Origin of the sequence: Mesorhizobium shonense (assembly GCF_040545255.1) — a bacterium.
GTDB classification, from domain to species: Bacteria; Pseudomonadota; Alphaproteobacteria; order Rhizobiales; family Rhizobiaceae; genus Mesorhizobium; species Mesorhizobium shonense.
Map to the genome: position 1 here is coordinate 12,756 of NZ_JBEPLM010000024.1, position 25,336 is coordinate 38,091.

29 protein-coding genes are annotated in these 25,336 nt (G+C 60.0%); 13 read left to right on the forward strand and 16 right to left on the reverse strand.

Annotation, left to right across the window (positions count from 1 at the left end; all coding sequences use genetic code 11):
- Positions 1 to 219 precede the first annotated feature (219 nt).
- The 8 genes from queC to ABID26_RS33945 all read left to right on the forward strand — a co-directional run bounded on the left by queC (position 220) and on the right by ABID26_RS33945 (position 5,392).
- On the forward strand, positions 220 to 930 hold the full coding sequence (queC, locus tag ABID26_RS33910; protein WP_354417824.1) for a 7-cyano-7-deazaguanine synthase QueC: 711 nt from the start codon (positions 220 to 222) through the stop codon (positions 928 to 930).
- Between the two features lie 11 nt (positions 931 to 941).
- Entirely contained in the window at positions 942 to 1,298 is a 357-nt protein-coding gene (locus ABID26_RS33915; RefSeq protein WP_354417825.1) for a 6-pyruvoyl trahydropterin synthase family protein, read from the forward strand.
- On the forward strand, positions 1,295 to 2,026 hold the full coding sequence (gene queE / locus ABID26_RS33920; RefSeq protein ID WP_354417826.1) for a 7-carboxy-7-deazaguanine synthase QueE: 732 nt from the start codon (positions 1,295 to 1,297) through the stop codon (positions 2,024 to 2,026). Before ABID26_RS33915 ends, queE begins: the two co-directional genes overlap by 4 nt.
- A 378-nt stretch (positions 2,027 to 2,404) precedes the next feature.
- On the forward strand, positions 2,405 to 2,608 hold the full coding sequence (locus ABID26_RS33925) for a hypothetical protein (protein ID WP_292364863.1): 204 nt from the start codon (positions 2,405 to 2,407) through the stop codon (positions 2,606 to 2,608).
- Positions 2,609 to 3,069: 461 nt separating this feature from the next.
- Complete coding sequence (locus ABID26_RS33930) at positions 3,070 to 3,726, forward strand: response regulator (RefSeq protein ID WP_354417903.1); 657 nt, start codon at positions 3,070 to 3,072, stop codon at positions 3,724 to 3,726.
- A complete protein-coding gene (locus ABID26_RS33935; protein WP_354417829.1) occupies positions 3,723 to 4,064 on the forward strand; it encodes a hypothetical protein in 342 nt (113 codons plus the stop codon). Before ABID26_RS33930 ends, ABID26_RS33935 begins: the two co-directional genes overlap by 4 nt.
- Before the next feature lie 116 nt (positions 4,065 to 4,180).
- A complete protein-coding gene (locus ABID26_RS33940) occupies positions 4,181 to 5,101 on the forward strand; it encodes an ATP-binding protein (RefSeq protein ID WP_354417905.1) in 921 nt (306 codons plus the stop codon).
- On the forward strand, positions 5,102 to 5,392 hold the full coding sequence (locus ABID26_RS33945) for a hypothetical protein (RefSeq protein WP_354417831.1): 291 nt from the start codon (positions 5,102 to 5,104) through the stop codon (positions 5,390 to 5,392).
- Positions 5,393 to 6,015: 623 nt separating this feature from the next.
- Here ABID26_RS33945 and ABID26_RS33950 read toward each other — a convergent pair.
- Positions 6,016 to 6,477, reverse strand: coding sequence for a phasin (locus ABID26_RS33950; RefSeq protein WP_354417833.1), 462 nt, complete (start codon positions 6,475 to 6,477; stop codon positions 6,016 to 6,018).
- Positions 6,478 to 7,118: 641 nt separating this feature from the next.
- Here ABID26_RS33950 and ABID26_RS33955 point away from each other — a divergent pair.
- Both ABID26_RS33955 and ABID26_RS33960 read left to right on the forward strand, forming a co-directional pair.
- Positions 7,119 to 7,301, forward strand: a complete 183-nt coding sequence (locus ABID26_RS33955) for a hypothetical protein (RefSeq protein ID WP_354417835.1) — start codon at positions 7,119 to 7,121, stop codon at positions 7,299 to 7,301.
- Positions 7,302 to 7,555: 254 nt separating this feature from the next.
- A complete protein-coding gene (locus ABID26_RS33960; protein WP_354417837.1) occupies positions 7,556 to 8,359 on the forward strand; it encodes a GGDEF domain-containing protein in 804 nt (267 codons plus the stop codon).
- An 8-nt stretch (positions 8,360 to 8,367) separates the two neighbouring features.
- Here the strand turns inward: ABID26_RS33960 and ABID26_RS33965 are convergent, their stop codons facing one another.
- The 10 genes from ABID26_RS33965 to ABID26_RS34010 form a co-directional block, all read right to left on the reverse strand.
- The gene (locus ABID26_RS33965; RefSeq protein WP_435528636.1) at positions 8,368 to 9,525 is read right to left on the reverse strand and encodes a cytochrome P450; all 1,158 of its coding nucleotides are present in this window, start codon (positions 9,523 to 9,525) and stop codon (positions 8,368 to 8,370) included.
- Positions 9,526 to 9,744: 219 nt separating this feature from the next.
- A complete protein-coding gene (gene arsC / locus ABID26_RS33970) occupies positions 9,745 to 10,143 on the reverse strand; it encodes an arsenate reductase (glutaredoxin) (RefSeq protein WP_354417839.1) in 399 nt (132 codons plus the stop codon).
- Positions 10,140 to 10,838 (reverse strand): MIP/aquaporin family protein, encoded by a 699-nt coding sequence (locus ABID26_RS33975; RefSeq protein ID WP_354417841.1) that lies wholly within the window; start codon positions 10,836 to 10,838, stop codon positions 10,140 to 10,142. Before ABID26_RS33975 ends, arsC begins: the two co-directional genes overlap by 4 nt.
- Positions 10,839 to 10,847: 9 nt before the next feature.
- Complete coding sequence (gene arsN2 / locus ABID26_RS33980; protein WP_354417843.1) at positions 10,848 to 11,270, reverse strand: arsenic resistance N-acetyltransferase ArsN2; 423 nt, start codon at positions 11,268 to 11,270, stop codon at positions 10,848 to 10,850.
- Complete coding sequence (locus ABID26_RS33985; RefSeq protein ID WP_354417845.1) at positions 11,267 to 11,617, reverse strand: ArsR/SmtB family transcription factor; 351 nt, start codon at positions 11,615 to 11,617, stop codon at positions 11,267 to 11,269. Before ABID26_RS33985 ends, arsN2 begins: the two co-directional genes overlap by 4 nt.
- Positions 11,618 to 12,193: 576 nt before the next feature.
- A complete protein-coding gene (locus tag ABID26_RS33990) occupies positions 12,194 to 12,379 on the reverse strand; it encodes a hypothetical protein (protein ID WP_354417847.1) in 186 nt (61 codons plus the stop codon).
- A gap of 187 nt (positions 12,380 to 12,566) precedes the next feature.
- Complete coding sequence (locus ABID26_RS33995) at positions 12,567 to 13,496, reverse strand: LysR family transcriptional regulator (protein ID WP_354417849.1); 930 nt, start codon at positions 13,494 to 13,496, stop codon at positions 12,567 to 12,569.
- A 571-nt stretch (positions 13,497 to 14,067) separates the two neighbouring features.
- Positions 14,068 to 14,316, reverse strand: a complete 249-nt coding sequence (locus ABID26_RS34000) for a hypothetical protein (protein ID WP_354417851.1) — start codon at positions 14,314 to 14,316, stop codon at positions 14,068 to 14,070.
- A 73-nt stretch (positions 14,317 to 14,389) separates the two neighbouring features.
- The gene (locus tag ABID26_RS34005; RefSeq protein WP_354417853.1) at positions 14,390 to 15,070 is read right to left on the reverse strand and encodes an SDR family NAD(P)-dependent oxidoreductase; all 681 of its coding nucleotides are present in this window, start codon (positions 15,068 to 15,070) and stop codon (positions 14,390 to 14,392) included.
- A 321-nt stretch (positions 15,071 to 15,391) separates the two neighbouring features.
- Positions 15,392 to 17,422 carry a putative bifunctional diguanylate cyclase/phosphodiesterase gene (locus tag ABID26_RS34010; protein ID WP_354417855.1) on the reverse strand — a complete coding sequence of 677 codons (2,031 nt, stop codon included), beginning with the start codon at positions 17,420 to 17,422 and terminating at the stop codon, positions 15,392 to 15,394.
- Positions 17,423 to 18,249: 827 nt separating this feature from the next.
- Between ABID26_RS34010 and ABID26_RS34015 the strand changes: the two genes are divergently transcribed.
- A complete protein-coding gene (locus ABID26_RS34015; RefSeq protein ID WP_354417857.1) occupies positions 18,250 to 18,714 on the forward strand; it encodes a DUF995 domain-containing protein in 465 nt (154 codons plus the stop codon).
- Positions 18,715 to 18,770: 56 nt separating this feature from the next.
- Here ABID26_RS34015 and ABID26_RS34020 read toward each other — a convergent pair whose 3' ends face one another.
- From ABID26_RS34020 to ABID26_RS34030, 3 genes are all read right to left on the reverse strand, one after another.
- The gene (locus tag ABID26_RS34020; protein ID WP_354417859.1) at positions 18,771 to 19,871 is read right to left on the reverse strand and encodes a helix-turn-helix transcriptional regulator; all 1,101 of its coding nucleotides are present in this window, start codon (positions 19,869 to 19,871) and stop codon (positions 18,771 to 18,773) included.
- A 232-nt stretch (positions 19,872 to 20,103) separates the two neighbouring features.
- The gene (locus ABID26_RS34025; protein ID WP_354417861.1) at positions 20,104 to 20,652 is read right to left on the reverse strand and encodes a DnaJ domain-containing protein; all 549 of its coding nucleotides are present in this window, start codon (positions 20,650 to 20,652) and stop codon (positions 20,104 to 20,106) included.
- Positions 20,653 to 20,749: 97 nt separating this feature from the next.
- The gene (locus ABID26_RS34030) at positions 20,750 to 21,028 is read right to left on the reverse strand and encodes a DNA -binding domain-containing protein (protein ID WP_354417863.1); all 279 of its coding nucleotides are present in this window, start codon (positions 21,026 to 21,028) and stop codon (positions 20,750 to 20,752) included.
- A 691-nt stretch (positions 21,029 to 21,719) separates the two neighbouring features.
- Between ABID26_RS34030 and ABID26_RS34035 the strand changes: the two genes are divergently transcribed.
- On the forward strand, positions 21,720 to 21,926 hold the full coding sequence (locus ABID26_RS34035) for a hypothetical protein (protein WP_354417865.1): 207 nt from the start codon (positions 21,720 to 21,722) through the stop codon (positions 21,924 to 21,926).
- A 43-nt stretch (positions 21,927 to 21,969) separates the two neighbouring features.
- On the opposite strand, the gene ABID26_RS34040 is transcribed toward ABID26_RS34035, so the two are convergent.
- Positions 21,970 to 22,206 carry a hypothetical protein gene (locus ABID26_RS34040; protein ID WP_354417867.1) on the reverse strand — a complete coding sequence of 79 codons (237 nt, stop codon included), beginning with the start codon at positions 22,204 to 22,206 and terminating at the stop codon, positions 21,970 to 21,972.
- 549 nt (positions 22,207 to 22,755) lie between these two features.
- Between ABID26_RS34040 and ABID26_RS34045 the strand changes: the two genes are divergently transcribed.
- Positions 22,756 to 23,961: an O-antigen ligase family protein gene (locus ABID26_RS34045; RefSeq protein ID WP_435528638.1), complete on the forward strand. Its 1,206-nt coding sequence runs from the start codon at positions 22,756 to 22,758 to the stop codon at positions 23,959 to 23,961.
- A 454-nt stretch (positions 23,962 to 24,415) separates the two neighbouring features.
- Here the strand turns inward: ABID26_RS34045 and ABID26_RS34050 are convergent, their stop codons facing one another.
- Positions 24,416 to 25,327 (reverse strand): glycosyltransferase family 2 protein, encoded by a 912-nt coding sequence (locus ABID26_RS34050; RefSeq protein WP_354417871.1) that lies wholly within the window; start codon positions 25,325 to 25,327, stop codon positions 24,416 to 24,418.
- Between the last annotated feature and the right edge of the window lie 9 nt (positions 25,328 to 25,336).

A 25,336-nucleotide genomic window follows, 5' to 3' on the forward strand; every position in this document is an offset into this window, starting at 1 on the left:
CAGCAGACTGTCAATAACGGTCAAGCGGGCCGCCAAGACATTCGCCCGCGCACTGCTCATTGACATCGGCACAACACTGGTTATTTGTTCCGCCCGGAAAGCGGACGGCGCGTCTGTCTGCTTTCGTGGATGGCGCTAATTCGAGCGTGATCCGCAAAACGTTCATCGGCACGTGAGCCGATCCGGTCGCAGCCTACCCGGTCAAAACAAGGAAGCCTGGTGAAGACTATCGTTATCTGTTCCGGCGGATTGGATTCCGTCACGCTCGCCTACAAGGTCGCAGCCGAAGGGGCTCTCACCCGCCTCGTGTCGTTTGACTACGGTCAGCGCCATAAAAAGGAGCTGGATTTTGCGCGGATGTGCGCCGTACGCCTCGGCGTGCCACACGACGTCGTTGATATCACCGCGGTCGGACGCCTCCTGACCGGATCGGCGCTGACCAGCGGCGGCCCGGTCCCCGAGGGTCACTATGCGGAAGACAGCATGCGCGTCACTGTCGTACCCAATCGCAACGCGATCATGTTGGCGGTAGCCTTTGGCGTAGCCGCGGCGGAACAGGCCAATGCCGTGGCGGCAGCGGTCCACGGCGGGGATCATTTCATCTACCCGGACTGCCGCCCGGTCTTTGTCGAAGCCTTCGAGACCATGCAGCGCCACGCGCTGGAGGGACTGGCGACGATCGCCCTTTACGCGCCGTTCCTGCAACTGAGCAAAGCCGACATTATCCGCGAAGGCGCCCGACTGGGCGTGCCTTTTGCGGAAACCTGGTCGTGTTACCAGGGCGGGGCTCATCATTGCGGTCGTTGCGGCACCTGCGTCGAGCGGCGCGAGGCCTTTCACCTCGCTGCTCAAAACGATCCAACATCCTACGAAGACCCGGATTATTGGATCGAAGCTTGCCAGCAATACCAGGCCACGCAACGGCAATAGAGCGCGCTGTCATGTACACCATCGCCAAGCGGTTTGCCTTTTCGGCGTCACATGTGATCGGCGGCCTGCCGGAGGAGCACCCTTGCGCCCGGCTGCACGGCCACAACTACGAAGTCGAGGTCGTGTTGCAATCGGCCGAGCTCGACCCGGTCGGCTTTGTCCGCGACTACCGCGAACTCTCGGAACTCAAGGCGCTCATCGACAACACCCTGGATCACCGCCACCTCAATGAGGTCCTCGGGCATGACCGCACGACCAGCGAGGTCATTGCCAAGTGGATCTACGACTGGTGCTGTGAGCGCTGGCCCGAGGTCGCGGCCGTGCGCATCAGCGAGACTCCGAAAACATGGGCGGAATACCATCCATGAAGGGGAGCATTCGCATCAGCGAGATCTTCGGGCCGACGGTCCAGGGAGAAGGTCCGTTGATCGGACGCCCAACTGTATTCGTCCGCACGGGCGGTTGCGATTATCGCTGCAGCTGGTGCGACACGCTCTATGCGGTGCTGCCCGAGTTCCGCGGAGACTGGACGCTGATGACGCCGACCGCGATCCTGACGGAGGTTGAGCGGCTGTCGCGTTCTTCGCGGGTGCTTGTCTCGCTGTCGGGTGGCAATCCTGCACTTCAGCCCTTGGCTCCGCTCATCGAACAGGGCCGGCAGAAAGGACACACCTTCGCCCTTGAGACCCAAGGGAGCGTTTCACAACCTTGGTTTGCCGCGCTCGACTGGCTCATTCTCAGCCCGAAGCCGCCTTCTTCTGGGATGGCAACCAACTGGCAGGCCCTCGATGATTGCGTCGCGGCGGCAAAGAGCGAAACGCAATGCGTCGTCAAGGTGGCTGTGTTTGACGACGGCGACTACCGCTACGCCCAGCTCGTGGCGAACCGCTATCCGGCTCTGCCCCTTTATCTGCAGGTCGGGAATCCTGCTCCGCTGATCACCCATGCGGGTGCTGGCAGCGAAGAGGCCGACATCGATGAACTGATGCGGCGCTTCCGCTGGCTTGTCGACAAGGTCGCTGCGGATGGATGGTTCACGGCAACGGTCCTGCCGCAGCTGCACGTGTTGGCTTGGGGCAACATACGCGGCGTCTGATGGATTCACCTTTTAGTGCACCAGGCCGCTATTCCTCGTCCAGCACGTCGCCGCCCACCAGGAGCAGAACCGCTGCGTGACCGGAATCTAGTGACCGCGACCCGAGTCAATCTGTTTCAGCCCCGCCACGACTTTTGCTTCTCTTGCGGATCGAACAGCTGCGATGCCGCCTGTGTACGCCTGAAGAAATTTCAGGTGGATTTAAGCGAGCGTTCGATAGTCTGCATCCAACGAGATGGCGGCGGGGCCGGCAACACCTTGCGGCAAATTGAGATCGGCCGAAGCCCGAAGGCTAGAGGCCGTGTTTTAGAGATGCAGTGTTGATTCATTCCATTGCCTCAGTGCCTGGAGCCAGGGGTGGGGATCTAAGGAGAGGCCATGGCCGCGCTCAATAGGGTCAATTCGCCTACCGTTGGCGAACACGATGTCGACTATTTAGACCAATGCAAATTCGCGCTTGAGCCATCAGTTCGTCGATTGGCAGAGCTGGCTCTCGCCGCCGGATGGAGCCGCCCGAAAATCGGATTTGCGTTAATGGTGCTGGCTATGGAAATGACCAGTTGCGAAATAGGTCAGGCATAGCGCCTCATCGCCATAAACCGACCAAGTGACACACCGGGACCCGGCGGATGTCGATGCGCTCCTTGAACTGCCGAGGCCCCCGTATTGACGACCCCAGACTGCTGCCTTGGCACCAAGTGCCTCGTGATTAGACATCGTGCATTTGGCGTATCAATCTGGCTCGATACTCCTACCGGGCTCGAGCCAACGGGTTCCAAGTCCGCCGCGGCTCATGGATATGCCGAGTGGTAGAGTCATGGCACGGCGCGACCGCTCCAACGCCCTTAGACATCCGCCGCATTTCTCGCGCTGGCGGGCATTGCAATTTCAGCCAGGCTTCATCTTGAGCAGCCTATCGTGTTCCGTCCGAGCTTGCGGACTTTGGCGCATTAAGGTCAAGACTGGTGCACATACGGCGCGATGTTCAAACACAGCAGTAGCAGGGAGCCTCGAGCTTGACCACCAGGTGACAAATCGTGCGCATGCTGCTGGCTGAAGATGACCCGATGATCGGCCGCGGCCTCCAGCAGGGACTGCGCAAGAACGGATTCACCGTAGACTGGGTGCGAGACGGAAACTCGGCGCTGCTGGCAATGGAAACCACAACCTATGCGCTGCTGCTGCTCGATTTAGGCCTGCCGGAGCAGGATGGCATGAATGTTCTGAGGACGATGCGCCTGCGAGACGAGACGCTGCCGGCCATCATCATCACCGCTCGTGATGCGCTGTCCGACCGGCTAGCCGGACTCTACAGCGGCGCCGACGACTATCTGATTAAGCCATTTGCGCTTGAAGAGCTGATCGCACGCATTCACGCCGTGAGCCGCCGCCGTGCAGGCCGGGCGCTGACTGAACTGCGCGCCGGGCCGATGCGGCTCGACCCGATGCGCCATCTGCTGTGGCTGCGCGACAAGCCAGCTAACGTGTCGGCCAAAGAATTTGCATTGCTCCATCTGTTGATGCGCGAACCTGGTGTCGTGCTCTCGCGCGAGCAGCTGGAGGACCGTTTGTACGGATGGGACAAGGAGGTTGGCAGCAACACGGTGGAAGTGCATATCTACAACCTCCGCAAAAAGCTGGGGGCCACAGTGATCCGTACTGTGCGTGGCGTCGGTTATCGCATCGGCGAGGACGCATGAGTTGCGGGTTTCGTCGTCTGGGTTTGTGGACCAAGGGCTCCTTGCGCCGGCGTCTGGTGCTATTGTTTCTGCCAGTGACTTTGCTGGTGGGAATCCTGGCGAGCATCGGCACCTACTGGGGGGCGTTTCTCGAACTGCAAGATCTTCTGGATGACCAGATCCAATATGTCGCGGAGCACGTCGATGTCGCCGAAAGCAACCGGGTATCACTGATTAACGACGGCAAGCAGTACCGGAACAAGGCAGACGAGGTACTGCTGGAGGTTTGGCACGGCCGAAAGCTGGATTTCACCACCGATGCGGGGGTGATCCTGCCGCCCCGGAGCGGACCGGGCTAGTCGACGTCTCATTTAACGGCCAGACTTGGCATACCTTCGTTGGCCGGCGCGACGACCAGCTGATCCGCGTCGGCCAAGCGCAGGATGCACGCTGGGAGGCCTTGGCCGGCTTGTCGGTGCATCTATTCTGGCCGGTTCTATCGTTGCTGCCATTGCTCGCATTGTTCCTGTGGTTTGGCATCGGCTATGGGTTGAAACCGCTGTACCGGATTATCGCCGAGTTGGAGCAGCGCGACGCTGAAAGCTTGATGCCAATCGGACCAGGCCAGTTGCCGAATGAGATCAAGCCTTTGGTCGACGGTCTCAACGGCTTGCTGCGACGGCTGGACTGCGCGTTTACGATGCAAAAGCATTTCATCGCCGACGCCGCGCATGAACTGTGCACTCCGATGATGGCGCTCAGCATCCAGACGAAGTTGGTGCAAACGGCCTGTACCGAAGAAGAACGTAAGCAGGCGCTGTCGCAGTTGGAGACTGGGGTCAGCCGGCTTAGCCACCTGGCACAGCAATTGCTGACAATGGCCAGGCTCGAACCGCAAGGGCAGGCCACCATGCCGCAACCGGTCGAGTTATTAGCACTGTGCAAAACGGTAATCCTGGATCACATCCGGCTGGCTGAAGCCAAACATGTCGACCTGGGGCTCGTCACTCAGTATGAGGCCGAGATACAGGGGGCCCCCGATACGCTGCGCATCCTGCTTAGCAACCTGGTGGACAACGCGATCCGCTACACTCCTGCGCATGGCACGGTCGACGTGGCGGTACGACGGGAAGGCAATGACGTCGTGCTCGAAGTATGTGACAGTGGCCCCGGTATCCCAGAAGCCGAACGGGCATGCGTGCTGGAACGGTTCTATCGCGGCGGCAACCAGAACATTCAAGGCAGCGGCTTGGGGCTCTCGATCGTCCAGCGCATTGTAGAACAGCACGGCGCGCGCTTGGTGCTGGGCGACGGACCTGACGACAAGGGACTGCTTGCCCAAGTGTGCTTCGACAGCCCTATCGGGAGAGCGGAGCAATCGGCAGCAGTGCTGTGATTGGGATCGGCGCGGCCCAGCGGCTGCTCGCTGATCACCACCGAGCACGTGCTTTGGTTCTTTTCGAAACACTGGGAGGGGCAAGCATCCATGCACTGGATTCAGGTCATCGATGTCGAGGACAATGTTGTCGTAATTAACCCGCAACGCATCACCCACATGAAGCGCATCCTCCCAAGCACTGGCCACCCAGGGTACACCGTTGTTTACTTTGGCTATGCACAGGGCGACCGCGCTGCATCGCTGCGAGTTAAGAACGACGTAGAACAGATTATGCAGCTAAGTCGCTGATCTCCTCTGCAGAGCATATTTCCGCCACGCAGTGGCCGTGCAGGCAAAGCCACGCAAAGGCTTGGCCCGTAGTCCCCCAGCCGTGCGATGGAGCCATTTAGATCCAGATCTCTCCGACGAAGACCAGCCATCTTTGATCGAGACTGGCCTGCCAAGCTCACCAGCGCTGTCGTCCGCAGGCAAGGTCCCTCGGGCTTGCACAGGGCGAATAGCGGTTTTGAGAAAAAGACATCCGGCACTATCCGCAAACGCAGTGCGCACGTTCTGGCCGGCTTTACGGCAACTGTCATCCTCTCATCGCGGCCTGATCGCTTTTCCGGTTATGCAATTTGAGGTCTTCGAGAAGCAGGCCTGACCGAAATGATAGCGCTGTGCCTTTTGAATCGTTCGCACGACGGCAACGACACGGTTGGGCAAAGCCCTGGTGTCAGACGCTTGGGACCGTGCGGGAGCCTGAGGTTAAGGCCGCGCCTCAGACCTGAAAACCTTGAGGCCGCTCTCACTCGGATGCGGTTTGGGTAGAAAGGCCGGCCGAATGGAAGAAGACCGGCGCGACGAGCCAGTCTTGATTGTCGTAGCGAGCACAGGAGGTGCTGACCTCCGGTTTCGGAATGCCTGAGCAATCAAGCGGCCCTGAAATCCTGCAAGACCTTCTCAAAGACATCCTTGATCGGCTTGGATACGTCCTCGCCAGCTCTCACCATCACCGCTTGCAGGGTCTTGGCCTGCTCGATGGAAGCGTCGATCTGGTTGTTCATGGAGGCAGCCTGCAGCTCGAAGAACTCGGACGGCGACTTCGCGGCGACCAGTGCTTCGAGGTGCTTGAAGCCGGCTTCGGCATTGGCCCGCAGAGCTGCAATCGTCTTCAAGGACACTTCGTTGCGGTTGGTCTTGGCCACTTCAAAGGTCGATTCAAAAGCCTGTTGAGTGGTTTCGGCGTCCGATTGCAATTTGGAAAATGCTTCCTTCGCTTGCTCCACGCCCTGTTCGGCAGCAGCGCGAACGTGCTCGGTAGCCTTGGACGGCTCGAAGGTGGCAGATTCCTCGTTTTCGATCGCTTCGGTCTTGCCGGTGATCTTGGCCATTTTCCTATCCTTTCCAAAGAGCGGCCTCAAGGCAGAGCCGCCTGCTTCATGTACGAAATTGTCGCAACGGTATTATGAAGCTGGCATGAATTTGCGGGAGCGGACTGCGCGAAGAGACCGCAACTGCCGTTCGCACAGCACGCCGCGGCCTCAGTGGTTACGCGCTGGGGAAACCGGAAGGCACATTGCCGGACCGTAACGAAACACAGCGTGACCCCGAGAACACCTTTCTTCCTAAGCTGCCCTGACGTGCTTGAAAGGCGGGAATGCCCCTCGACCACCGCACGCGAACTATTCCTGTGGCCACCCCACCCACGGGTCAGACGATCTCAGCCCAGATGATCCACCTCCAAGTCGTCATAGGTCAGAACGACGCGCTTAGTCAGCGACCGCGCCGCGCCACGCTACCGCACTCAAGCAAAACATATTGCCTCGATGGTCCCGGTATTACTGATGAACGTAGGGCTGCCGAAGGAGTCGGCTTTGAAGTCCTATGGTTATGAGGGCGGCGCTTCTGTTGCTGGAATAGCCGACACAGCCATTACGCGGTCGTAGTGCGAGGGTGCGAATATCTTGAGGAGAAAATCTGTTTCGGTATCTGCGTATGGAGCAAGAGCCCATTTGCCGTATATGCTGGCTGAATGGCTGGAGAACGTTTCGACATCGAAAGGGATCCCGACGGCACCTGGTCGGTGATCGACATCATGACCGGGCTTCCCTTTGAGGTCGCCGGTCTCCTGCTGGAAAGCATGCCTTTCTGGCTGGCTCTCGACCTGGTCGGCTTCTTAAATGACATGAATCGTCAGAGGAAGTGGCCTCACTAGCTGCGAGCCGGATTCTTGTTCGTCGCAAGATCACCGGAATCGGACATTGGTCATCTCCTCCGGCGTGCGCTGAAGCCAAATTAGGCGCACCAGCGGGTGTCCACGAAACCGGCAGCAGGCCATTGTACATGGTCCGCTCAAGCGCAAAAGCGTCTGGGCGGCCTTTCTCCTGAGGGTTCGCGTCTTGGAAGGTCAGGTCAAACTTAGTCGAATAATTAAGGTCACATTCAGCGCCAATACTGCAAAATAGCGGCATGACTCCACGTGCCAGGCGTATTCTGGGTAAAGCGACAGTCGTGACGATAATTGCGATCGTCGCGACCTTCGGTCTGTCGTTTACGGCGAGACTCGCCTTGCAGATGCCGATCGATTGGCTGAGTTGGGTGGAATGCACCTTCATTCCCATTCTGATCGGAATGCCGGTCGCTTCCTACATCTTCTCCCAAGCGGAGACGATCCAGGACACATGTGACAAGTTGGAGAAGTCAAATGCGGCCCTGAGAGAGACGCACGACCGGCTCACTTTCGTGACCAGCCATGACCCGATGACAGGCCTTCTTAGCCGCGGTGAATTCATCGCACGAATGGCACGAAATCGCGATGTAGGGGAATGCGAGACGCTTCTCCTGATCGATCCGGATCACTTCTCCTTAATCAATGACAAGCACGGCTATTCCAAAGGTGATGAGGCCTTAATTCGAATTGCAAAGGCGCTTGTCTATATGAGCCGTCCCGGCGACGCGATTGGTCGCCTTGGTGGGGGAGAGTTTGGAGTCCTGCTGCGCGATGTGTGCGAAGAGCAGGCGATAATCATCGCCGAGAACATCCGTCGTCATATTGAGGGGATTCCGTGGGTGCAAAGACGGCACAACGACGTGAAGGTCACCGTCAGCATCGGGGGCGCGGAAATCGCCCGCCATGCAGACGCTCAGGATGTCCTTCGCGCTGCCGGGCGATGCCTTTTTGAAGCGAAACGACGCGGAAGGAATCGAGTTTCGTTCGAATGTGAAATACCCAGATTGCTCAATGTCGAAGACCCAAGAACAGGGCGAGGGTGACAGGCAAACTACCTGATGAGCATGGGCAGACTGGAAAACCCGCTTGCCGGATAGATGGCGATCGTTGGCTGCCTGCCCGGCGCCAATGCTATATTGCGGGTCCGCTTCAGCAATTCCTCCATGAGGACGCGCAACTCCAGCCGCGCCAGCTGCGCGCCCGGGCAGACATGGATGCCACGACCATAGAGAAGGTTCTGCGCGGGGTCGCGATCGAGGCGGAATTCGTCAGGGTCGCCGAAGACCGCCTCGTCGCGGTTCGCCGAAGCCCACACAAGCGTGACCCGCTCGCCGGCGGCGATCTTGCGCCCTCCGATTTCCACCGGCCTTGTCGTCACCCGCCGGTTGGCGACGAGCGGTGCATGCATCCGCAATATCTCGTCGATCGCTGCGGGCAGCAGACGCGGACCTTCCCGAAGCCGCTGCTGGAGCTGCGGGTTCTCTGCAAGATAGTGGCCCAGGATCCCGACGCAGGCAGTGATGGTGCCCAGTTCGCCAACGGTCCAGTTGCGCAGGATGCTGACGATCTCCTCGTGGTTTAGCGGCCTGTCGCCCACCCTTTCCCGCAGCAGATCAGAGGTGATGTCTTGCGGCGCGGCTGCGCCAGCCTCGCGCCGCGCTTCCAGCAACTGGCTGATATAGCCGTCGAACTCGTGCGCTACGGCCGCCATCGCGCAGGTATCCCTGGCCAAGGTGGCCTCGTGGTTATTCTGAACCCATTGAAGCAGCGGCTGGTGCAGGCTGTCCGGCCAGCCGAGAAAGGCGCACTGAATTCGTGCCGCGAAGCGCCTGGCAAGCTGCGTGACCAGATCGACCTCCACGCCTCTTTGCAGGCTGGACACGAGATCGGACGAGATCATCCGGCATGACGGCTCGAAGGCTTCGACGCGCTCAGGCTCGAAATGGCGCTCGATCAATCGCCGGTATGCCGTGTGCCGCGGCGGATCGATGCCGCTCGGAACCGACAGATGGCTGGAGACCACGCTGCTGAAAAACGTCTGGTGATCGTCCAGCGCCTGCACCACGTCCTCGTGCCGGAACAGCGACCAACCCAGATAGTCGCTATATGCCACCGGGCAGCGGCGGCGCATGGCGTCGTATGCCTTGATCTGGTTGGAAAGGACCGTATCGGACCGGGGGTCCCAGTCTGGTCGCGGTTTATCCGGCATCTGGCTTATCTCCCGGCAGCATCCTGGCGTCGCGGCGGCGACCTTGGATTTCAAGGCATCATTAGCCCGGGCTGCCCCAAGGGACTTTGCGCAAGCACAAACATTGGCTAGCTGATCGTCGAAAATCCGGGAGAGGACAAGGACTGCGCACTGTTTCTTGGTTAGGCATCGAGCCATTTGCGCGAGAGGTCCAGTTAACGGCAAAGGGTTGTTCGACGGCTACGGGGCGACCTTCTCACCATCCTCCTTGACGAACTCGTGCGGCGGATTGTCGAGCAGCGGCAGCACCGCTTCCGACGGCCGGCAGAGCCTTGTGCCCTTGGGCGTCTCGACGATCGGCCTGTTGATGAGGATCGGGTGGGCGAGCATGAAATCGATCAGCTCGTCGTCGCGCCATTTGGGGTCGGCGAGGCCAAGCTCGGCATAAGGCGTCCCCTTCTCCCGCAGCAGCTCGCGCGGGGTGATGCTCATCGCGGCGATCAGTTCCAGCAGCCGCTCGCGGCTCGGCGGCGTCTTCAGATATTCGATCACCACCGGGTCCTCGCCGCCGGCGCGGATCATGGCGAGCGTGTTGCGCGAGGTGCCGCAAGCGGGATTGTGGTAGATCGTGACGGTCATGGCGTTGCTTTCAGTGGCTTGGATTGCCGAATGATTTCGGGCCGCAGCAGCCAACCTATCAAAGCCGATGCGATCAACGCGCCTAACAGTTCGGCGACGATGAAGCCCGGCAGATCGACCGGCCTGATGCCGGAAAACGTATTGGTGAGCGAGCGTGCCAGCGCCACGGCCGGATTGGCGAAGGACGTGGACGCCGTGAACCAGTATGCGGCGGTGATGTAGAGGCCAACCAGCCATGGCACGGCGCGTTGCTCGAAGCGGAGGCCGGCGAGAATGACGGCGACGAGTCCGAATGTCGCAACGGCTTCGGAGAACCATTGCGCGGGGCCGGCACGGAGTTTCGTGGCAATCTCCAGCACCGGCAAGGCGAACATCAGATGCGCTGCGACCGTGCCGGCTATCCCGCCGATAACCTGCGCGACCAGATAGGCTGGAAGATCGCGGGCCGGCAGCGTCCGGTTCAGGCAGAACACCAGCGAGACAGCGGGATTGAAATGCGCGCCGGAGATCGGCCCGAGGATGGTGATCAACACCACCAGCATGGCGCCGGTCGCGAGCGTGTTGCCGAGCAGCGCCAGCGCCGTGTCATGCGTCAGCGTCTCGCCCATGATGCCGGAGCCGACAACGGTTGCGACCAGCAGACCAGTGCCAAGCGCTTCGGCAACGGCCCGTCGCGGAAGATCGAAGACGGACATGTCATGGGCCTATATTGGTCGCGCCATTAGCACGGCGGTTGAAGGACAGAGCGACTCGGCCTGCCGCGTCGCCAGGATCTCGGCCGGTGCGTCCAGCCGCACTACCACTTCGAAGCCCATGTCCGCGAAGAACGGCACCGCATCGACTGTCAGCAGATAAGCATGGGCGGCACCGGCAGCCCGCGCTTGCTCGAGCAACAAGCCGGTCGCGCGTCGGCCAAGCCCCATGCTGCGAGCTTCTGGCAGAATGACTAAAGAGCGTAGGAGTGCATTCGATCCGTACGTTTCCAATCCGGCGAAGCCGATCGTCTGCCCCTCGTCGACGAAACGAAAGAAAGTGCAACCAGCTTCGAGATCCTCCACCGGCGTCGCCGCTCCGCCAAGCGCTAAGCGGAGTTCCGGATTGTTCGCCTCGATGGCTTCAACGATCATTGACGGGCCCCCTCGCCCGGCTGACAACAAGGAGCGGCAAGTGGAGGCATGCAGATTTCCGGCCGGCCCGAACAGCAATCCTCCATCAGGAAGCGGATGAGGCCGGAAAGCGCGTCATATTCGGCACTGTAGACGATCGAGCGGGCCTCACGCCGCGCACTCACCAGGCCAGCGCGCTCCAGTTGCTTCAGGTGGAAGCTGACATTGGAGGGAGAGACCTCGACCAGTTCGGCGAGTGAACCTGCGGCGATCCCGTCGGGTCCGGCAATCACCAGCGACCGCAGCAGCCGCAGCCGCGTTTCCTGCGACAGCGCGCCGAAGGCGATCAAGGCTCTCCGCTCATCCACGTTTCAATGATCCTCGAAATATAGAAATGACGGGTAGCGTACATGCATGCTCCTGACAACTGAAAATCGCCCGACGCGGACTGTTGGATCTGGCCTGGGCGACCTGCTCGGCGTGCTGGCCGCCCACAAAGGACACGTTCCCGTGTGACGAAGTCCAGGGCAGGACATTGCTCGATGGCGATTGCTCCCTGAGACTTAGGCGCTGGCGCTGAGCCTCTCAGCCCCACTCTCATCAAAGCGTCACAAAGCAGCGACTAATATGCTTCATTGGGGGAAACTCGGTGACTGACGAAGACAAACCGGAGCGCCGGGAGGCATACCGCCTGGAGCGTGTGGAACAGGACGGAACTCACGTGCCAATCGCGGTTTTCTATTCGGCACGCGAGGCGCTAAACATCATACCCAGCGTGAACGAGGGCTATCGGTTGACGCTTGGCGATCGGCAAGTGTGGCCTAACGAGGCTTCATTGAGGCTTCTTGACGGTGACACAAACTAAGGGCGTGGAGGGGATGATGAAGATCTTCCTGCATCTGAGAAGACCCACAGCCCAGCTTGCGCCGGGGCTTTCTTTTTCGCTATAGCTTCGGACGTATCGACCCGATGGCACTGATGATGGCATCGGCCGCCTGGCGGTCAAGCGCGATGTCCAGCAAGCCTTCCGTGGTTCGGATTGAAAGAACGCCAAGCGCGCCTGCTTCATCGCGAACCGTGCTGACATGGATTTCCGTCGGCACCAAGGGCGCGGCCTTGTCCTTACGCATCATCGGCAACCTGTGTTAACGAGGACTACAGTCGCGCAAGCTGCCTTCCCCTTCAAGTGGCCTTCTCGTCTCGCTGATCCCTAGGTAATCCACCGATCACGCTCGATGTCCGCACCCCATCGGCGCCGCGGCATGACGCGCCGAGGCTCCTTCATCCGCCGCCTACAAGACACGCGACCTCCGTTGGTCAGGCGTTGTTGTCCGGAAGTGTGGCTGACCAGCACCGGCTTTCAATCAATGTTCTGGCGACCTTAGGGATGAGCTTACGGACAGCGGAGACGGCCGGAGAACGTTCATCTGTCGGATTTACGGCAAGCACAACCGACCGGGTAATCACCGGATCGACAATTCTAACAGTCCGGACCAGTCCCTCAGTGGCCTCTTTGTGAACGGCCGACGGGGTAAGTATGGAATATGCCTTCCTCTCGATCACCATATTGACGATTGTGGAAAGCGAATCGACCTCAAATCTTACGTCCAGCACGCAACCGTGCTGTGCAACGACATCTGCGACCGATCGCCTGGTGTTGTTGCTACGCATAGGAACTGCCAGCGGAAATGCGTGCAGATCGGCAAGAGGTATCGAATCTTCGAAAGGCGGCTCACCCGCCGGCACCACCAAGCAAAATTCTTCGCGTGCCAGCACCATCGTGTGACCCACGGTTTCGGCGGTTCGATAGAGCACGGCCAGATTGAACCGGCCAGCAGCCATCCATTCCTCAAGCGGTCCGGTCATGCCTTCGATCATCTTGAGCGAAATCCGCGGCAGCTCGTTCATTACCGATTCCAGCAACGGTCCGCTCAGGACGCGGGCGGCCCCGGACGGAATGGCTATTGTGACCTCCCCCGCAGGAGAGATTACCGTGTTGGTCAGTTCCGCTTCGGTGAGATGAATTTCCTCTAAAATTGTCCGCGCCCGCTCGAGCAGCTTCGCTCCGGAAGCCGTCACGGTCACACCGGTCCGGTCACGTACAAGCAGCTGAGTACCAAAGCGTTCTTCAAGCTGACGCACATGCAAGCTAAGCGCGCTCTGCGCCACGTGAAGGAGCGAAGCCGCCTTCGTAAAACTGCCCGCCTCGACCACGCCTACGAAGTATCTTAACTGCCTGATTTCCACGGTAAGCATATCCGGCTGGAGCGCGATCTCCAGCGTTCAATATGCCTATCTGGAAAGGAGATAAGCAGCAAGCATCGATACCACCGCAACGGCGCCAGAGCTGCGTTGCTGACAAAGCAAGGAATCTCGAGTAGCTTAGTCGTCATCGGCGATGAGCTACTATTTCGCGGGCGCTATCCAACAAGAATCAGCCTTTCGGCGGGCAACAGCATCGCCGGCCGGCTCGGTGGCGTGCCCACATCCGCGTGTTTCGCCAAGGCGTCATAAGAGCCGTTCGTTTTCACCAAACTCGATTTCCTAAACTTGGAGAACAAGGCTCATTAAATACTGGTCGTACCAAGGCCCCGACAAAGCCAAGCCGCCGCGCATGCTCACCGAACAGACGGAGAAATTTTGAGGCATTGCTGCAGGAGCAAGGCCCTGCTTGGCTCACATCGTCTTGACCGGCCATCAACAGATTACTTTGCGTACGGCGGTTTCCTGCTCCTGGCGTATGCCAATGGCGGCTTTATCCGTCTTCTGAAAGAGCACGCTCGATTGGCAGGCCGAGCCGCCTGCAACGAGGATAAGCTCAGAAAGGCTCCCATTGCCGATCTCCGGCCAGCCCTCTGCTTCGAGCGTCTGGGACGATGACAATGGAACGCGTCAGCAAAAATCTCGCGCTAAGCTCCAAGCCGCCGCCGAAGCCGGTTATGTGGTCCTCGTCGGCGAAACGGAAGAACGCGCGCCCCGGCTCGTCCACATCATCGGCCCGTAAACCCGCCTCGCTGAGGTCCAGAGGGTAGTTCCGGATCACTTGCTTCGACGGGCTCGAGATCATGGCTGGATTCCTGGCTCGGCCGACAGCAGCGTCGAGCGCGGGCCCGGCTCCCATATTTGACACCACAGAACAGCTACCATGACACGGTCTTGCCGCGATAATCCACGAAGCTTCCAGTCAATGCCATATTGAGCTCCCACGCCCGCGCGTGAATGCCGGCGGCGGCGTCCGCGACCTCGACCGTGGCATTGGGTCCGCCCATTTCCGTTCGCGCCCATCCGGGATCAACGACCCTCACCGCGATCAACTCGACGGCGAGATCGGTTGCCAAACCCTGCATGACCTTGTTCACCGCCGCTTTGGATGCGCGATAGGCGATCCGATCGGACTTCGTATAGTTCATCCTGCCCATCTGGCTGGAGATCGTCACGATCCGGGCGATGCCAGCACGGTCTCGCGCGGCGCGCAGATTGGGAACAAAGGTCTGCACGACGCGCAGCGGCGCCAGCGTATTCACTTCCAACGCGCGACCAAAACCGTCGAAGTCCATGTCGAGGGTGGATTGGCGCTCCGGACCAATAATCCCAGCATTGTTGACCAGAAGATCGATCGGCCGGTTCCTGATAACCGCTGCAACGCGTTCCAGCGCCTCTTGGTTGGTGACGTCGACTCCGTAGATAATCTCTCCGGCGAACGCCTCACCGACATTCGTACGCACCAATGCAATGACGTCGTTACCCTGGTCGAACGCGAAAGCAGCAAGCGCGCGCCCGATGCCGCGTCCCGCCCCGGTGATTAGCATCGTCTTTTTCATGCCGAACGCCCCTATTGGAGGGGCATGACGGAGCAATGACAGCTATGCGAAGTGAGAATTGAGGCCTCTGGTCGTTTCGCAGAGCGGCGATTTCGGCTGGGGCATCGTTTCGGAATTGCGTCTGGTGGTCGTGCTCTGACGATCCCATGGAGAGCGTGCGCTAGCTGGTTTGTCCCCAACAACGGAAGCGCAGCGAATGGAGCGCGCCGGAACAGGGCAAGACGGCTGGGCCGGATGGATCGGCCAGCGGGTTTTTGGGCAACACTAAGCCAAGCTGCGCTAACACGAGTCGGCGCAGGCTATTAGCGCAGGAGGATTCTGCTACCGGACCCTGAATCCTGCATCGGGACGCTCGGCTGCGCGCCCACTCAAGGGACCGCGTCGCGACAGCGCTGGCGGATCGAAGAAGGCCTCCGCTGCGATGGAGCATTCGGTACGTCCCGGCTCGAACGCGAGCGCATCGGCTGGGGGACGCGCTCCCGAGAAGAGAAACCCCTGCGCAATCGCGCAACCGAGCGAGCGCAGGATCATGCGGTCCGCGTCAGTTTCGACGCCCTCCGCCATCACCTCGATCTCCAGCATTCGCCCGAGATCGATTACCGCTTTGACAAGGGCCTGATCCTCCACGGACTTGGCGAGGTCGCGGACGAAGTCCTTGTCGACCTTGATCTTGCGGATACGGCTATCCTTCAGCGAGACCAGGGTTGAAAAGCCGGTGCCAAAATCATCAAGCACGACCGATATGCCAGCGTCCGCGAGGCGCCCCACCTTTTCGCTAACCGCGCCACAATGGATCGGCGCTTCCTCCGTGATTTCAATCTCCAGCATCGCCGCTGGAATGTTCCTGGCTTTCAAGCCGCCCAGTATGATGTGGTCCAGATTGCCTGCCTCGAGCTCGCCCGGCGAGACATTCATTGCGACCCGCAGATCCTGGCGCCCATCTGTCATTAGCGTTTCGATCATGGAACAGCAGTTGAGGAATACAGTTTCGGTCAGCAAGGAAAGCGCTCCGGCTTCGCGCGCTGCGGCGACGATCTCCAGCGGGGCGACGATCCCATGGATTGGATGCTGCCAGCGCAGCAGCGCTTCGAAGCCGACGACAGCATGCGTGTCCAGTCGTACGATCGGCTGGAACCAGGAGCAAAGCGCTCCGGCTTCGATGGCCCCGCGCAAATCGCGCTCGATGCAGCGCTTGCGTTCGAGCGCCCGATCGAGTTCGGCATCGAAGACACAATATTCGTTCCTGCCGCTGCGCTTTGCCTCATAGAGTGCGAAGTCCGCCCGCAGCAGCATCTCCGTCAGTCTTGGTTTCTCGGATACATAGATGCCGACCGAAGCGCCGACCCGCACCGAATTCAATGTGGGATCGGGTCCGGCGATAGTAGAGATGATTGAGGATGCAAGTTTCTCAGTCTGATGCCCGGATTGCGGAGCGGCAAAGAGCAACACGAACTCGTCTCCGCCGATGCGCGCGATCGTTGCCCCTTCCGGCGCGTGCGCCTCTATCCCGCGCGCAACCTTGATCAGCAGCTCGTCCCCGATGGTGTGGCCGTACGTATCGTTGACAGACTTGAAGCCGTCCAGGTCGATCAGCATGGCTACGAACGGACCCTCGGAGTGTCCGAGCCGGGAGATGGCGTGCTCAAGCCCATGCCTATTGAGCAGGCCCGTCAGCGGATCGCGCCTGGCGTGCCGCTCCATCTCGTCCGCTACCACCCTCGCCTCGTATTTGAGGCGGCTCGTCTCCCGGAACCGGGTCTGTCCAATAAGCGCGCTTCTGATCATCCCGGCGAGAAAAAGCAGGATGGTGAAGGCCAGGACAGAGTTTTCGATACCGCCTTTCGCCAACGCGCATCCGGCGGCGACCAGAAGCGGCGGGGTCATGAAGTTGATCGAAGCGGGTGAGTAGGATGTTGCACAGGCGACCGAGCAGGCCGACGCCCCTGCCAAGATGATCAGACAGAGCGGCGTTTGGGATGTCGTGTACCCGTCCGTCAGCACGGCCAAAAATGACCAAGCGACGGCCGACGCCAAGGCAAGTACCCCATAGAGGGAGAGCCGGAAGACGACCGCTTTCGCCCCACTGTCCGGTTTCTCTGACTGGGTGAAGGCAATTGCTACTCGTGTGCCATTAATGACGCTGATACCCGCAAACCAAAGCGCCGCAGCAAGACCGCTGCCCGAAAGCGTCTGCACGGTCATGATCAGGGCCGGCAGCGCCGTGCAGATGGGCATGGAGATGAATATCCCCTTCCTCAGATCGGCGAACTGGTCGTGCAGGATTCCGACTTCAACGGCTTCGTTTTGGACCCAACGGGAAGGGCCTGCGGCCAACTGCTTGCACTGTCTCATGATAGGCACTGATTAGGCATATGGCGTGAAAATCGGGTTAAGGTATTATGTGGCTTACGCTGCATCTCTCAATAAAAAGACAGTTGCGTGAAAGATGCTGATTTGAATGGTCTTGGCCACCAGGCTGCATTGGAAGATCCTTTACTGCTTATCCCTCTCGCTGAGATGACAACCAGTGCCCGCAACAGCCGAGGCCAAATGCGGCATCGGCATGGATAGGGGAACTATCTCCGGCCCGGTGAAAGAACGCAGCGCCCTCGACCGCGACTTACGTGGATACCTAGCGCGACGACCATGCCTGCACGGGGTATCTGGCCAAGTTTCGATCGCCTGACGGTTTCGTTCGAAACCGAGGGACTGCGCCTGACTATCGGCCGCGCTTTATCCATGACCCAAATGGGGGATGTCCCTACATGGATGAATGCCTAGTCTATGGATATAGGAGGCGTCACAGGTGCGTGATGGAGGCTAGGATCAGGATCATGCCTTTAATGGGCGGGGGCCCCTACGAGCCGCTGTTTGACCCCAGCGGGAACTGGCTGGTCTGGGACGCTGCACAAGAGAACGTAGCCGAATTCGATGGCAACGTGCTTCTGGGCCTCACGCGGACAGAGGCGCTGAGGGTCTCCATGCTGATGAACGGCACAGTACGGCTTCCTGGTGCGGCGTGGGGGTCCATTCCCAGGTGACGAACCTGAACCAAACGGGTCATGCGCCTCTCACACGCAGCCCACAGCATAGCTCCCTTCGCCACACTTGCGAGGGAACTTCAAGCAGGCGGTCTTTCAATCAAGAGCATGTGCGCGGCACGACTACGGAGGAGCAAGATGCATTTCCTGTTAGCTTCCATTACTGGGATTATCCTCGGAGCGACCACAGTCACCGCTGTGGCTGACAAGCTGCCGAAGGGGGCGACGCCGCTCTCGGCAGATGAAGTACGCGCGATCTACAGCGGCAAGACCGGCGTCTACAAGGCCTCGGATGTCTACTACCACCCCAGCGGCACCACGAAGGGCGTGTTCGGCAAACCCAAGGCGAAGAGCACCTTCCAGGGCACATGGGTCGTCAAAGGCAATGAACAATGCATGTACAACAAGTCGAAGGGCGATCCCAAGACCTACACCGACTGCAACGCATTCTGGCGCGCAGGCAAGAACATCTATTCGTTATGGTCGGTCCACTATGACGGGTCCAAGCCGGATCAGGTGAACGGATATGCGATCGAGCGGATGAAGGAATACAAGGAGGGAGACCTCGTCACCAAGAAGTTCGCCGCGATGGGCGGCGAGTAAGCGTACTCGGACGCATCAGCACAGCGGCCGCGTCGTCTGAATTCTTAATTCTTTCGCTAGCGAGGCGGCGCGACGGCCAACCTGGCGAGGACAGCGGCAAGCTCCGACTGACGGTGGGTTCGGGTTTTTGCGAAGATCGCCTTGAGATGTTTGCGGGCGGTCTCGTAGGAAATGCCGAGTTCGTCGGCGATGGACTGGAGCTTCCGGCCGGACGAGATGTGGCGGGCCAGTCCCGCCTCCGCTGCCGTGAGCCCGAAATAGGACCGCAACATCGCCTCCGGCGGCTGCGGATCCGAGTCTGGGTCAAGGATGACGACGACCGCCTGGCATGGCGCGAGGGCATTCGGCGAAACCGCTCCTAGGCGCATCGGATAGGCTATCAAGGGGCGGCCCTCGACGCGGGGGAGCGCGACCGGAGGCATCGTCGCTGAGGGAGTTCTGACCCACAGGAGTTCCCGCAATGATCGCTCGAGCGCATCCGTGGCTTCCTTACTCCAGGACACCAGGCGACCGCCGCGGACCTGGAGGCTCGGGCCTAGCAAAGCTTCGGCCGCCGGGTTCACGAGAAGCACCTTCCCGTACCTGTCGACCATGATTGCCGCCCTCGCGCTGGCGCTGAAGGCCTCGAGCCCGGCCTCGGCCCGAGCGAAGCCGAGCGCGCGCGCAACCGCGACGGACGACCCCAGGGCTCTGGACAGTTCGTTCAGCTCCACGAGTTCCGCTGGCGCAAACGGACCCCTTTCGATCGAGCGCTGCAGCGAGATGCACCAGAAGTCGTCGCCCGCGGCGACTTTCACAGCGGCATACCAACGGAGCCCGAAAGGCGACAGGAACTCCTGATAGTACGGGAGCTTCGCGATGTCGTCGACCGTAAAAAGGTCGAGATCCGTGGTGACGCCCCGACGCGACAGGAAGGGGATCAGACGGTACCGCTCATCCCGATGAATCCATCCGTCTTCCACATAGCGTTCGAACGCCGCTTCCAGAGATTGGCTGCGCGGGATGCGAGGAAAATGCCCTTTCAGATCGAACAGAAGAGCGCCAGCGCTTTCGGTGGCTTTCTCTGCCACCTCCATCGCAGCGTCCCATCGCGTCGGGTCGAGCGCCGCCGCCGAGAAGGCCGCGCTGATGGCTCCTAAGTCGAATGTTGTACCCATCCCCGCCCCCGGAGTGAGGCGCAAGCTAAGCGCAAGGGGCCTGACAATTCAAGCATGGACGAGGGTCTGCAGCTCTTTAGGCCTTTAGCCGCACTTGCTTGCTTTTCGGCCCGCCGGATTGCCCAACCGAGCCTCTATCGACAATGGAAAATTGTCGGGACGCAGTGAGATATCCAGGCCTCACGACGCTACCTAATTAAGTCGGACACACCTAGCCGCGCGGGAGACGGAGTCATCCAGCCTGGGCATGATCGAGCAACTTGACAGCTGCGGGGGTCTCACGGTGGCGCTCGCTGTCGGCCCGGTCAATCCCCTCCACGGTGATGGCGAACATGCCATTTTCGGTCCTTGCTATCCAGCATTTTGATTTCAAATACCAGAGATGAAACTCAAGGTGCTCACGCGGACACCCGGATAAGCGTTCCAGTTCTTCATCGCCAATGCCTGGATTGTGAACGTCTTGTCGGCGCCGCGCGTAAAGTAGCGACAGCACCTTAAACTGAATGATGCTGTCCCTTTCGAAGCCCTTGCCATCCCTCGCCTGCTCGGACAATTCCTTGCCGCGACCTAAGTGATGCTTGTACTGAATGTCGTACTGAGCGCGCTTAGCCGGATCTTTGAGCATATTGTGAGCTTCCACTATATCGCTGAAGCGCGACTCATTCCCCGTCTCCCGGTTGTCAGGATGGTATCGCATGGCGAAATAGCGGAATATCCGCTCGATCGTTTCCGCGTTGGCGTTCGGACTGATCTCTAAAAGTTCGTAGTAATCGGTAAACATTTTCGTCACGCCCCCTGGAGTATGCACAAAAATCCGGCCACCTGTGGGATCGGGCAAGCGGCCCGCCCTAATCGACAAAGCAGAGTATGAGGTCCACTCAATGTGGCACGCCACCGAACAGGAGGTATTTGTAGCCACCCGTGGCCATCCAACGGGCGCGCGCAAGATGGCTTGACCATGCTCGGTATGCGCGTTCGGGTTCCTTCCCCGGATCAATCTTCAGCACGATTTTGGCCACCTTTTGCCAACCTACGCCTTCAGCTTCGGCATCCAGCAGTCGAAAGTATAAAATCAGCCTCTCCTCGTCGTAGCCGGTCAAGACCGAGTCATTCGGCGCTTCATCGGCGACGTCTGGGTCGAGCAACGGCTGGAGCATGCGTTCCGTTCCTGTGTAGGTTCGGTGAGGAGAGTGGCTTGTCTGTGGCGGTTCAACCCAGCAGCGTAGAGGGCTCTAGTTCCTGAGAAGTCCCCTCATAACACTTACTTCGCGGAAAATGATGGACAAAGAACAAAAATATCCGAGGGAGCTGGCCTCCCCGCATCAGCTCCACGAGTTGGGTGAAGAATGCCGAAGGGCGGCGAACTTGCTCCTTCAGTCCGGCCGATCGGGCAAGCCGCTCAGTCGAGCACTGTTCAGATTGTCGGCGATCCATGCGATCGAACTCTATCTGACCGCGCTTTTGCTCCACCGTGGGCACAATACCAGTGAAATCCGCAAAATGCAGCGCGACTTGGGGAGGCGCACGGAACACGCTCAGCCAGCGGGGCTCCGCCTTCGCGCGACAACAGCCAAGCATCTTCAATCGCCAAAAGCCGGAATATCTTATTACCCGGTACAGCCCAGAACTGGAGGCAACCGCCTTTGAGATAAACCGTCTTACCGCTACCCTCGATGAGGTGGCGGTAAAGGTCAGCCTGTTACTCTCCCTGCGCTCAAGAACACCACAACAGGTAGACCCGGCCACCATCCGCGAGGTATGAGACAGGTTTAGTTCCTTGCTTGCGTTCTCCAGCCTCTCTATCCTCCACGACCAGCAAATCAAGGAAATACCGCGGAAGGACATACCATGCCTTCGATCTCGCAAACGCCGTCCGACAATCTCGAGAGCAGCACCGACAGAACCCTTGGTCACCGTGCCGCGCATTGCGCCGCCGCAAGCCATCTGGGGACGGTAACAAGGAAAGCCGTCAAAATTCAAAACATGTCTCCCGAAACTGAGAACTGGTTCTGGGACAAACACACGCGCAAGATCAAAAAGACCTGCAGCGCCTGAAGCGAATGTGAAACATCTTGGCGCGCTTGGAGACGCCCGTCCGCTAGAACGGGCCGGGCAGGTTGGCGGCGCTTGCATCGGTCGCCTTGGTATCGTCCGTCACGCGGCCTTCCGCATGCACGAGCCACAGCACGGCCACGAAGTAGCCTGCCTGCAGAAACGCGCCGGCCAGGAATGTCCAGCCCAGCGACTCCCAGACCGATCCCGTGGACGCGTAGGTCCAGCCCAGGACCACTAGGAGCGTTGCCGTCATTCCCACAATAAACTGCGGAAAATACATTTGCCCAACCGAGCGTCGCAACCGCTTCCGGTTCCGGCGATCTCGCCCATTTCTCTACCCGCCCCGATTCTTTGCACCTTTCCGGCGGGATCGCAAGACTTGCGGCAACTCCTTACTATGTTTCTTTATGACCGATATCTTGTGGATCCGCGGGTGGGACATTTGTTTCAGGAGCCAGATAGAAGCCGATTCATGCTCTTCCGCCATTGATCACAAGGAACTGACCGCCAGTGGCCGCGTCATTCTTGCAGGTCGAAAATGACGAACGCGCCCCCCTTGAACTGTTGCTACGGACGCGGAATGCTCATCGCCGCAGTCGTCTGCTTAAAAGACGCGTGAGCTATTTTTCGGTCCTAGATCAGTCAGCTGCCCTATCGGAGACCGGTGCCAGCCGCTATACCGGCGCGGCAGCCATTCGCCATCATCGGCAGGGCAGCCCGTAACCCGAACTGCGGAAGCTAAGCATTGAAATCGCTTTCATCCCTTCGGCGCCACCTGACGCCTACACAAGTCAACATTTACTTTTCGATTGTCTGTTTCCTTTCGCCAGTGCTCGGCTCGGCGGTGAGCGTCGCGTTCAATGCCGGCGGCGCGTGCTCTATGCTGCTGGTTGCCCTGGGACAGCGATGTTTCAATATGGACCGGCCGATGCTTACCTTGACCGCGGCGATCTATGCCTATTGCGCGGCCATGGTGCTGGCCTCGACCGTCAATGGCGCGCTTGGGACGGATTTGAAATATTTCCTGCCGCTGATTACCTTGTTGTTCTTTCCGATCTCCTATTCGACCTGGAGCATCACGGACAAGGTCGTCCTTGCGCGCATCGCGGTGCTTGCCAGTGCTGCCGCATGTTGCGGCGCGTTGGCAATCGCGATCGTCCAGTATCACTGGATCGGCACGAGAGCCGAGGGCGGCGCCGGGAATGCAATTGTGTTCGCGACGGTGACCTGCCTTGCGGTTATGATGTGCCTTGCCGGCGCGCTTTCAGGGATCGTGAAGCACTGGAAGCTGCTCGCTGCCGCGGCACTCGCTGGAGCGGTGGCTATCATCTATTCGGAGTCACGCATGCTCTGGGTGGCCATGTTGGCCGCGATCATTGCCATCCTGCTGATCAACCGGCACAGGTTCACGGCCGTTAATTTGACGCGTATGGCGATAGTTGCGGGGGCGGCATGCCTGGTCGTCGCGGCTCTCGGATTTCCCATCATCGAAGGACGAGCCGATTTCCTGTTCAGCGACTGGGATGCGCTGACCGCCAGAGGCGACTACAACACAGCACTCGGCCTGCGCGTGGCGATGTGGGAGATCGGTCTCGGCGCATTTCGCGAGCTGCCTATTTTCGGTCACGGCATCTCGGCCAGCCGGACGTTGATGAAACAGGGCTTCCACGACCAGTTCGGCATGGCCGCAGGGTTCAATCATTACCACAGCGGATTCCTGACCGCATTGGTGCAGGCCGGAGCGGTGGGCGCGCTCGCGCTGGCAGCGATCTTCGTCGTCGCGACCAGGAATGCGGCGAAGGTGCTGCGCCTCAGCGGCGAACCGGTGGAACGGTTCGGCGCGACAATGCTCATCGTCACCGTCATTACCTATCTCATCGGCGGAATGACCGGGATCATCGTCGGCCACGACATTCTCGACTCGGTCCTGATGGTGTTCATGATTTCCGGAACCTATCTGGCTTGCGGGCGAACCGTATCGGTGATGGAAAAAAGCGCGCATGCGGTGGTGCCGCTTGCCAGCCAGCCACCGTGAAGGTTTTGGTTACCGGCGCGACGGCCCTTCATCGGACGCCGGATCGCTGGCCGGCTGCGACACAGGTACGGATCGCATCGCGCTGCACGGATGGGACTTGGCGCGGCGAGCGACGCCGTCCGGCGCCGACGCGCCGGACGGATGTCGTTCACTGCGCCGCGTTCAAGAATTGCCGCGACGCCGGCGAACCGGATCAGATGGCTGCGTCGGCACGCACGGACGGGGCCAGAGACTCTTCTCGCCCGTAAGCACGCTTCAGCGCTGCGGCAGTTAGTCGATCTTGGTTCGGCGCAGCACCTTGCCGACGGTGGTGACCGGACTGGCTGCGCCTCGGGGGCAACGATGGGGTGTGCGATGCATCGTGCGCAGCTCGTGGGCAGGAAAAGACAGCGCCCGCTCACCCGGCGACCGTTACCGCCAGCAGTCAAGTCGAAAGCCTGCTTGCCGTCACGGCTCAGATTCGGCGCCAAAGGAAAGCGAGGTAGAGCCCGAGCGTTCCCATGAAGGTCTGCCGGTAGACGCCACATTTGCCGAGTAGGCGGAAGTGCCTGAAGACATTGCCCTCGCGCGCCTTGATGAACAGGCCGAGGCAAGCCGCCGCGTCATGCGAGATGAGGTCCCCATTCACGGCGAGCCCAGCTAGGTTAGCCTCTGTCCAGGTCGCGAACTGGCCCTTCAAGAGACGCCGGAGCCTTGAAAGCCTCGCCTTCCACGAGACATTGGCGCCGACGAGGTTTGCCCCATGCTGCCGGTATCTGACCAGCGGCCGCGGCTCGTAGCGAACCTTGCCGCCCGCGGCAGTCACGATGAGATAGGCCCACCAGTCGTGGCTGACGAATTCGGTTCTTGCCGACGCCTTTGCCAGGAGGTCGCGCGCAACGCGGTTGAACAGCATGGTGTTGCCGCCGGCGATGCTTTGCACCAGCGCGTTGGGGAAAGACGGCGGTCGGCGGAACAGCGGTGAATAGCCGGCCGAGACGCCGTCCTCCGAGATGGTCGCCGTACGCGAGCAGAACAGGAGCGGCGTTTGCACATCCTGCCCCTCCATCCAGCGAACGGCGCTCTCCAGCCGGTCCGGCTCCCAGACATCGTCCTGGTCGCAAAAAGCGTAATAGTCGGCGCTAATGCGCGGATCGATGATCATCGAGCGGAAATTGGCGGCAAATCCCTTTCGCGGGCCTTCCACCACCGTAAGGCAACCCTTGTTCCAACGGGATCGCCACGCCTCGAGGATCGCGGCCGTGGCGTCCGTCGAGCCGTCATCGGAAACCCAGAGGTCGACGTGAGCCCATGATTGCGCGAGCAAGGATTCCAACTGCTCAACGATGAATGCCGCGCCATCCTTCGTGCCCATGAGAACGGCCACACGCTGATC

What these genes read in the sequence shown, in the direction of transcription:
- ABID26_RS34025 (WP_354417861.1), bottom strand. Translation starts at nt 20,652, where the DNA reads ATGTTTACCGATTACTACGAACTTTTAGAGATCAGTCCGAACGCCAAC.
- ABID26_RS33965 (WP_435528636.1), bottom strand. Translation starts at nt 9,525, where the DNA reads ATGCCGGATAAACCGCGACCAGACTGGGACCCCCGGTCCGATACGGTC.
- ABID26_RS33955 (WP_354417835.1), top strand. Translation starts at nt 7,119, where the DNA reads ATGGCTGGAGAACGTTTCGACATCGAAAGGGATCCCGACGGCACCTGG.
- ABID26_RS34010 (WP_354417855.1), bottom strand. Translation starts at nt 17,422, where the DNA reads ATGAGACAGTGCAAGCAGTTGGCCGCAGGCCCTTCCCGTTGGGTCCAA.
- ABID26_RS34020 (WP_354417859.1), bottom strand. Translation starts at nt 19,871, where the DNA reads ATGGGTACAACATTCGACTTAGGAGCCATCAGCGCGGCCTTCTCGGCG.
- ABID26_RS34040 (WP_354417867.1), bottom strand. Translation starts at nt 22,206, where the DNA reads ATGTATTTTCCGCAGTTTATTGTGGGAATGACGGCAACGCTCCTAGTG.
- ABID26_RS33915 (WP_354417825.1), top strand. Translation starts at nt 942, where the DNA reads ATGTACACCATCGCCAAGCGGTTTGCCTTTTCGGCGTCACATGTGATC.
- ABID26_RS33935 (WP_354417829.1), top strand. Translation starts at nt 3,723, where the DNA reads ATGAGTTGCGGGTTTCGTCGTCTGGGTTTGTGGACCAAGGGCTCCTTG.
- ABID26_RS33950 (WP_354417833.1), bottom strand. Translation starts at nt 6,477, where the DNA reads ATGGCCAAGATCACCGGCAAGACCGAAGCGATCGAAAACGAGGAATCT.
- ABID26_RS33930 (WP_354417903.1), top strand. Translation starts at nt 3,070, where the DNA reads ATGCTGCTGGCTGAAGATGACCCGATGATCGGCCGCGGCCTCCAGCAG.
- queE (WP_354417826.1), top strand. Translation starts at nt 1,295, where the DNA reads ATGAAGGGGAGCATTCGCATCAGCGAGATCTTCGGGCCGACGGTCCAG.
- ABID26_RS34030 (WP_354417863.1), bottom strand. Translation starts at nt 21,028, where the DNA reads ATGCTCCAGCCGTTGCTCGACCCAGACGTCGCCGATGAAGCGCCGAAT.
- ABID26_RS33925 (WP_292364863.1), top strand. Translation starts at nt 2,405, where the DNA reads ATGGCCGCGCTCAATAGGGTCAATTCGCCTACCGTTGGCGAACACGAT.
- ABID26_RS33960 (WP_354417837.1), top strand. Translation starts at nt 7,556, where the DNA reads ATGACTCCACGTGCCAGGCGTATTCTGGGTAAAGCGACAGTCGTGACG.
- ABID26_RS33990 (WP_354417847.1), bottom strand. Translation starts at nt 12,379, where the DNA reads ATGCGTAAGGACAAGGCCGCGCCCTTGGTGCCGACGGAAATCCATGTC.
- arsC (WP_354417839.1), bottom strand. Translation starts at nt 10,143, where the DNA reads ATGACCGTCACGATCTACCACAATCCCGCTTGCGGCACCTCGCGCAAC.
- ABID26_RS34015 (WP_354417857.1), top strand. Translation starts at nt 18,250, where the DNA reads ATGCATTTCCTGTTAGCTTCCATTACTGGGATTATCCTCGGAGCGACC.
- ABID26_RS34035 (WP_354417865.1), top strand. Translation starts at nt 21,720, where the DNA reads ATGCCTTCGATCTCGCAAACGCCGTCCGACAATCTCGAGAGCAGCACC.
- ABID26_RS34000 (WP_354417851.1), bottom strand. Translation starts at nt 14,316, where the DNA reads ATGATCTCGAGCCCGTCGAAGCAAGTGATCCGGAACTACCCTCTGGAC.
- ABID26_RS33975 (WP_354417841.1), bottom strand. Translation starts at nt 10,838, where the DNA reads ATGTCCGTCTTCGATCTTCCGCGACGGGCCGTTGCCGAAGCGCTTGGC.
- ABID26_RS34005 (WP_354417853.1), bottom strand. Translation starts at nt 15,070, where the DNA reads ATGAAAAAGACGATGCTAATCACCGGGGCGGGACGCGGCATCGGGCGC.
- arsN2 (WP_354417843.1), bottom strand. Translation starts at nt 11,270, where the DNA reads ATGATCGTTGAAGCCATCGAGGCGAACAATCCGGAACTCCGCTTAGCG.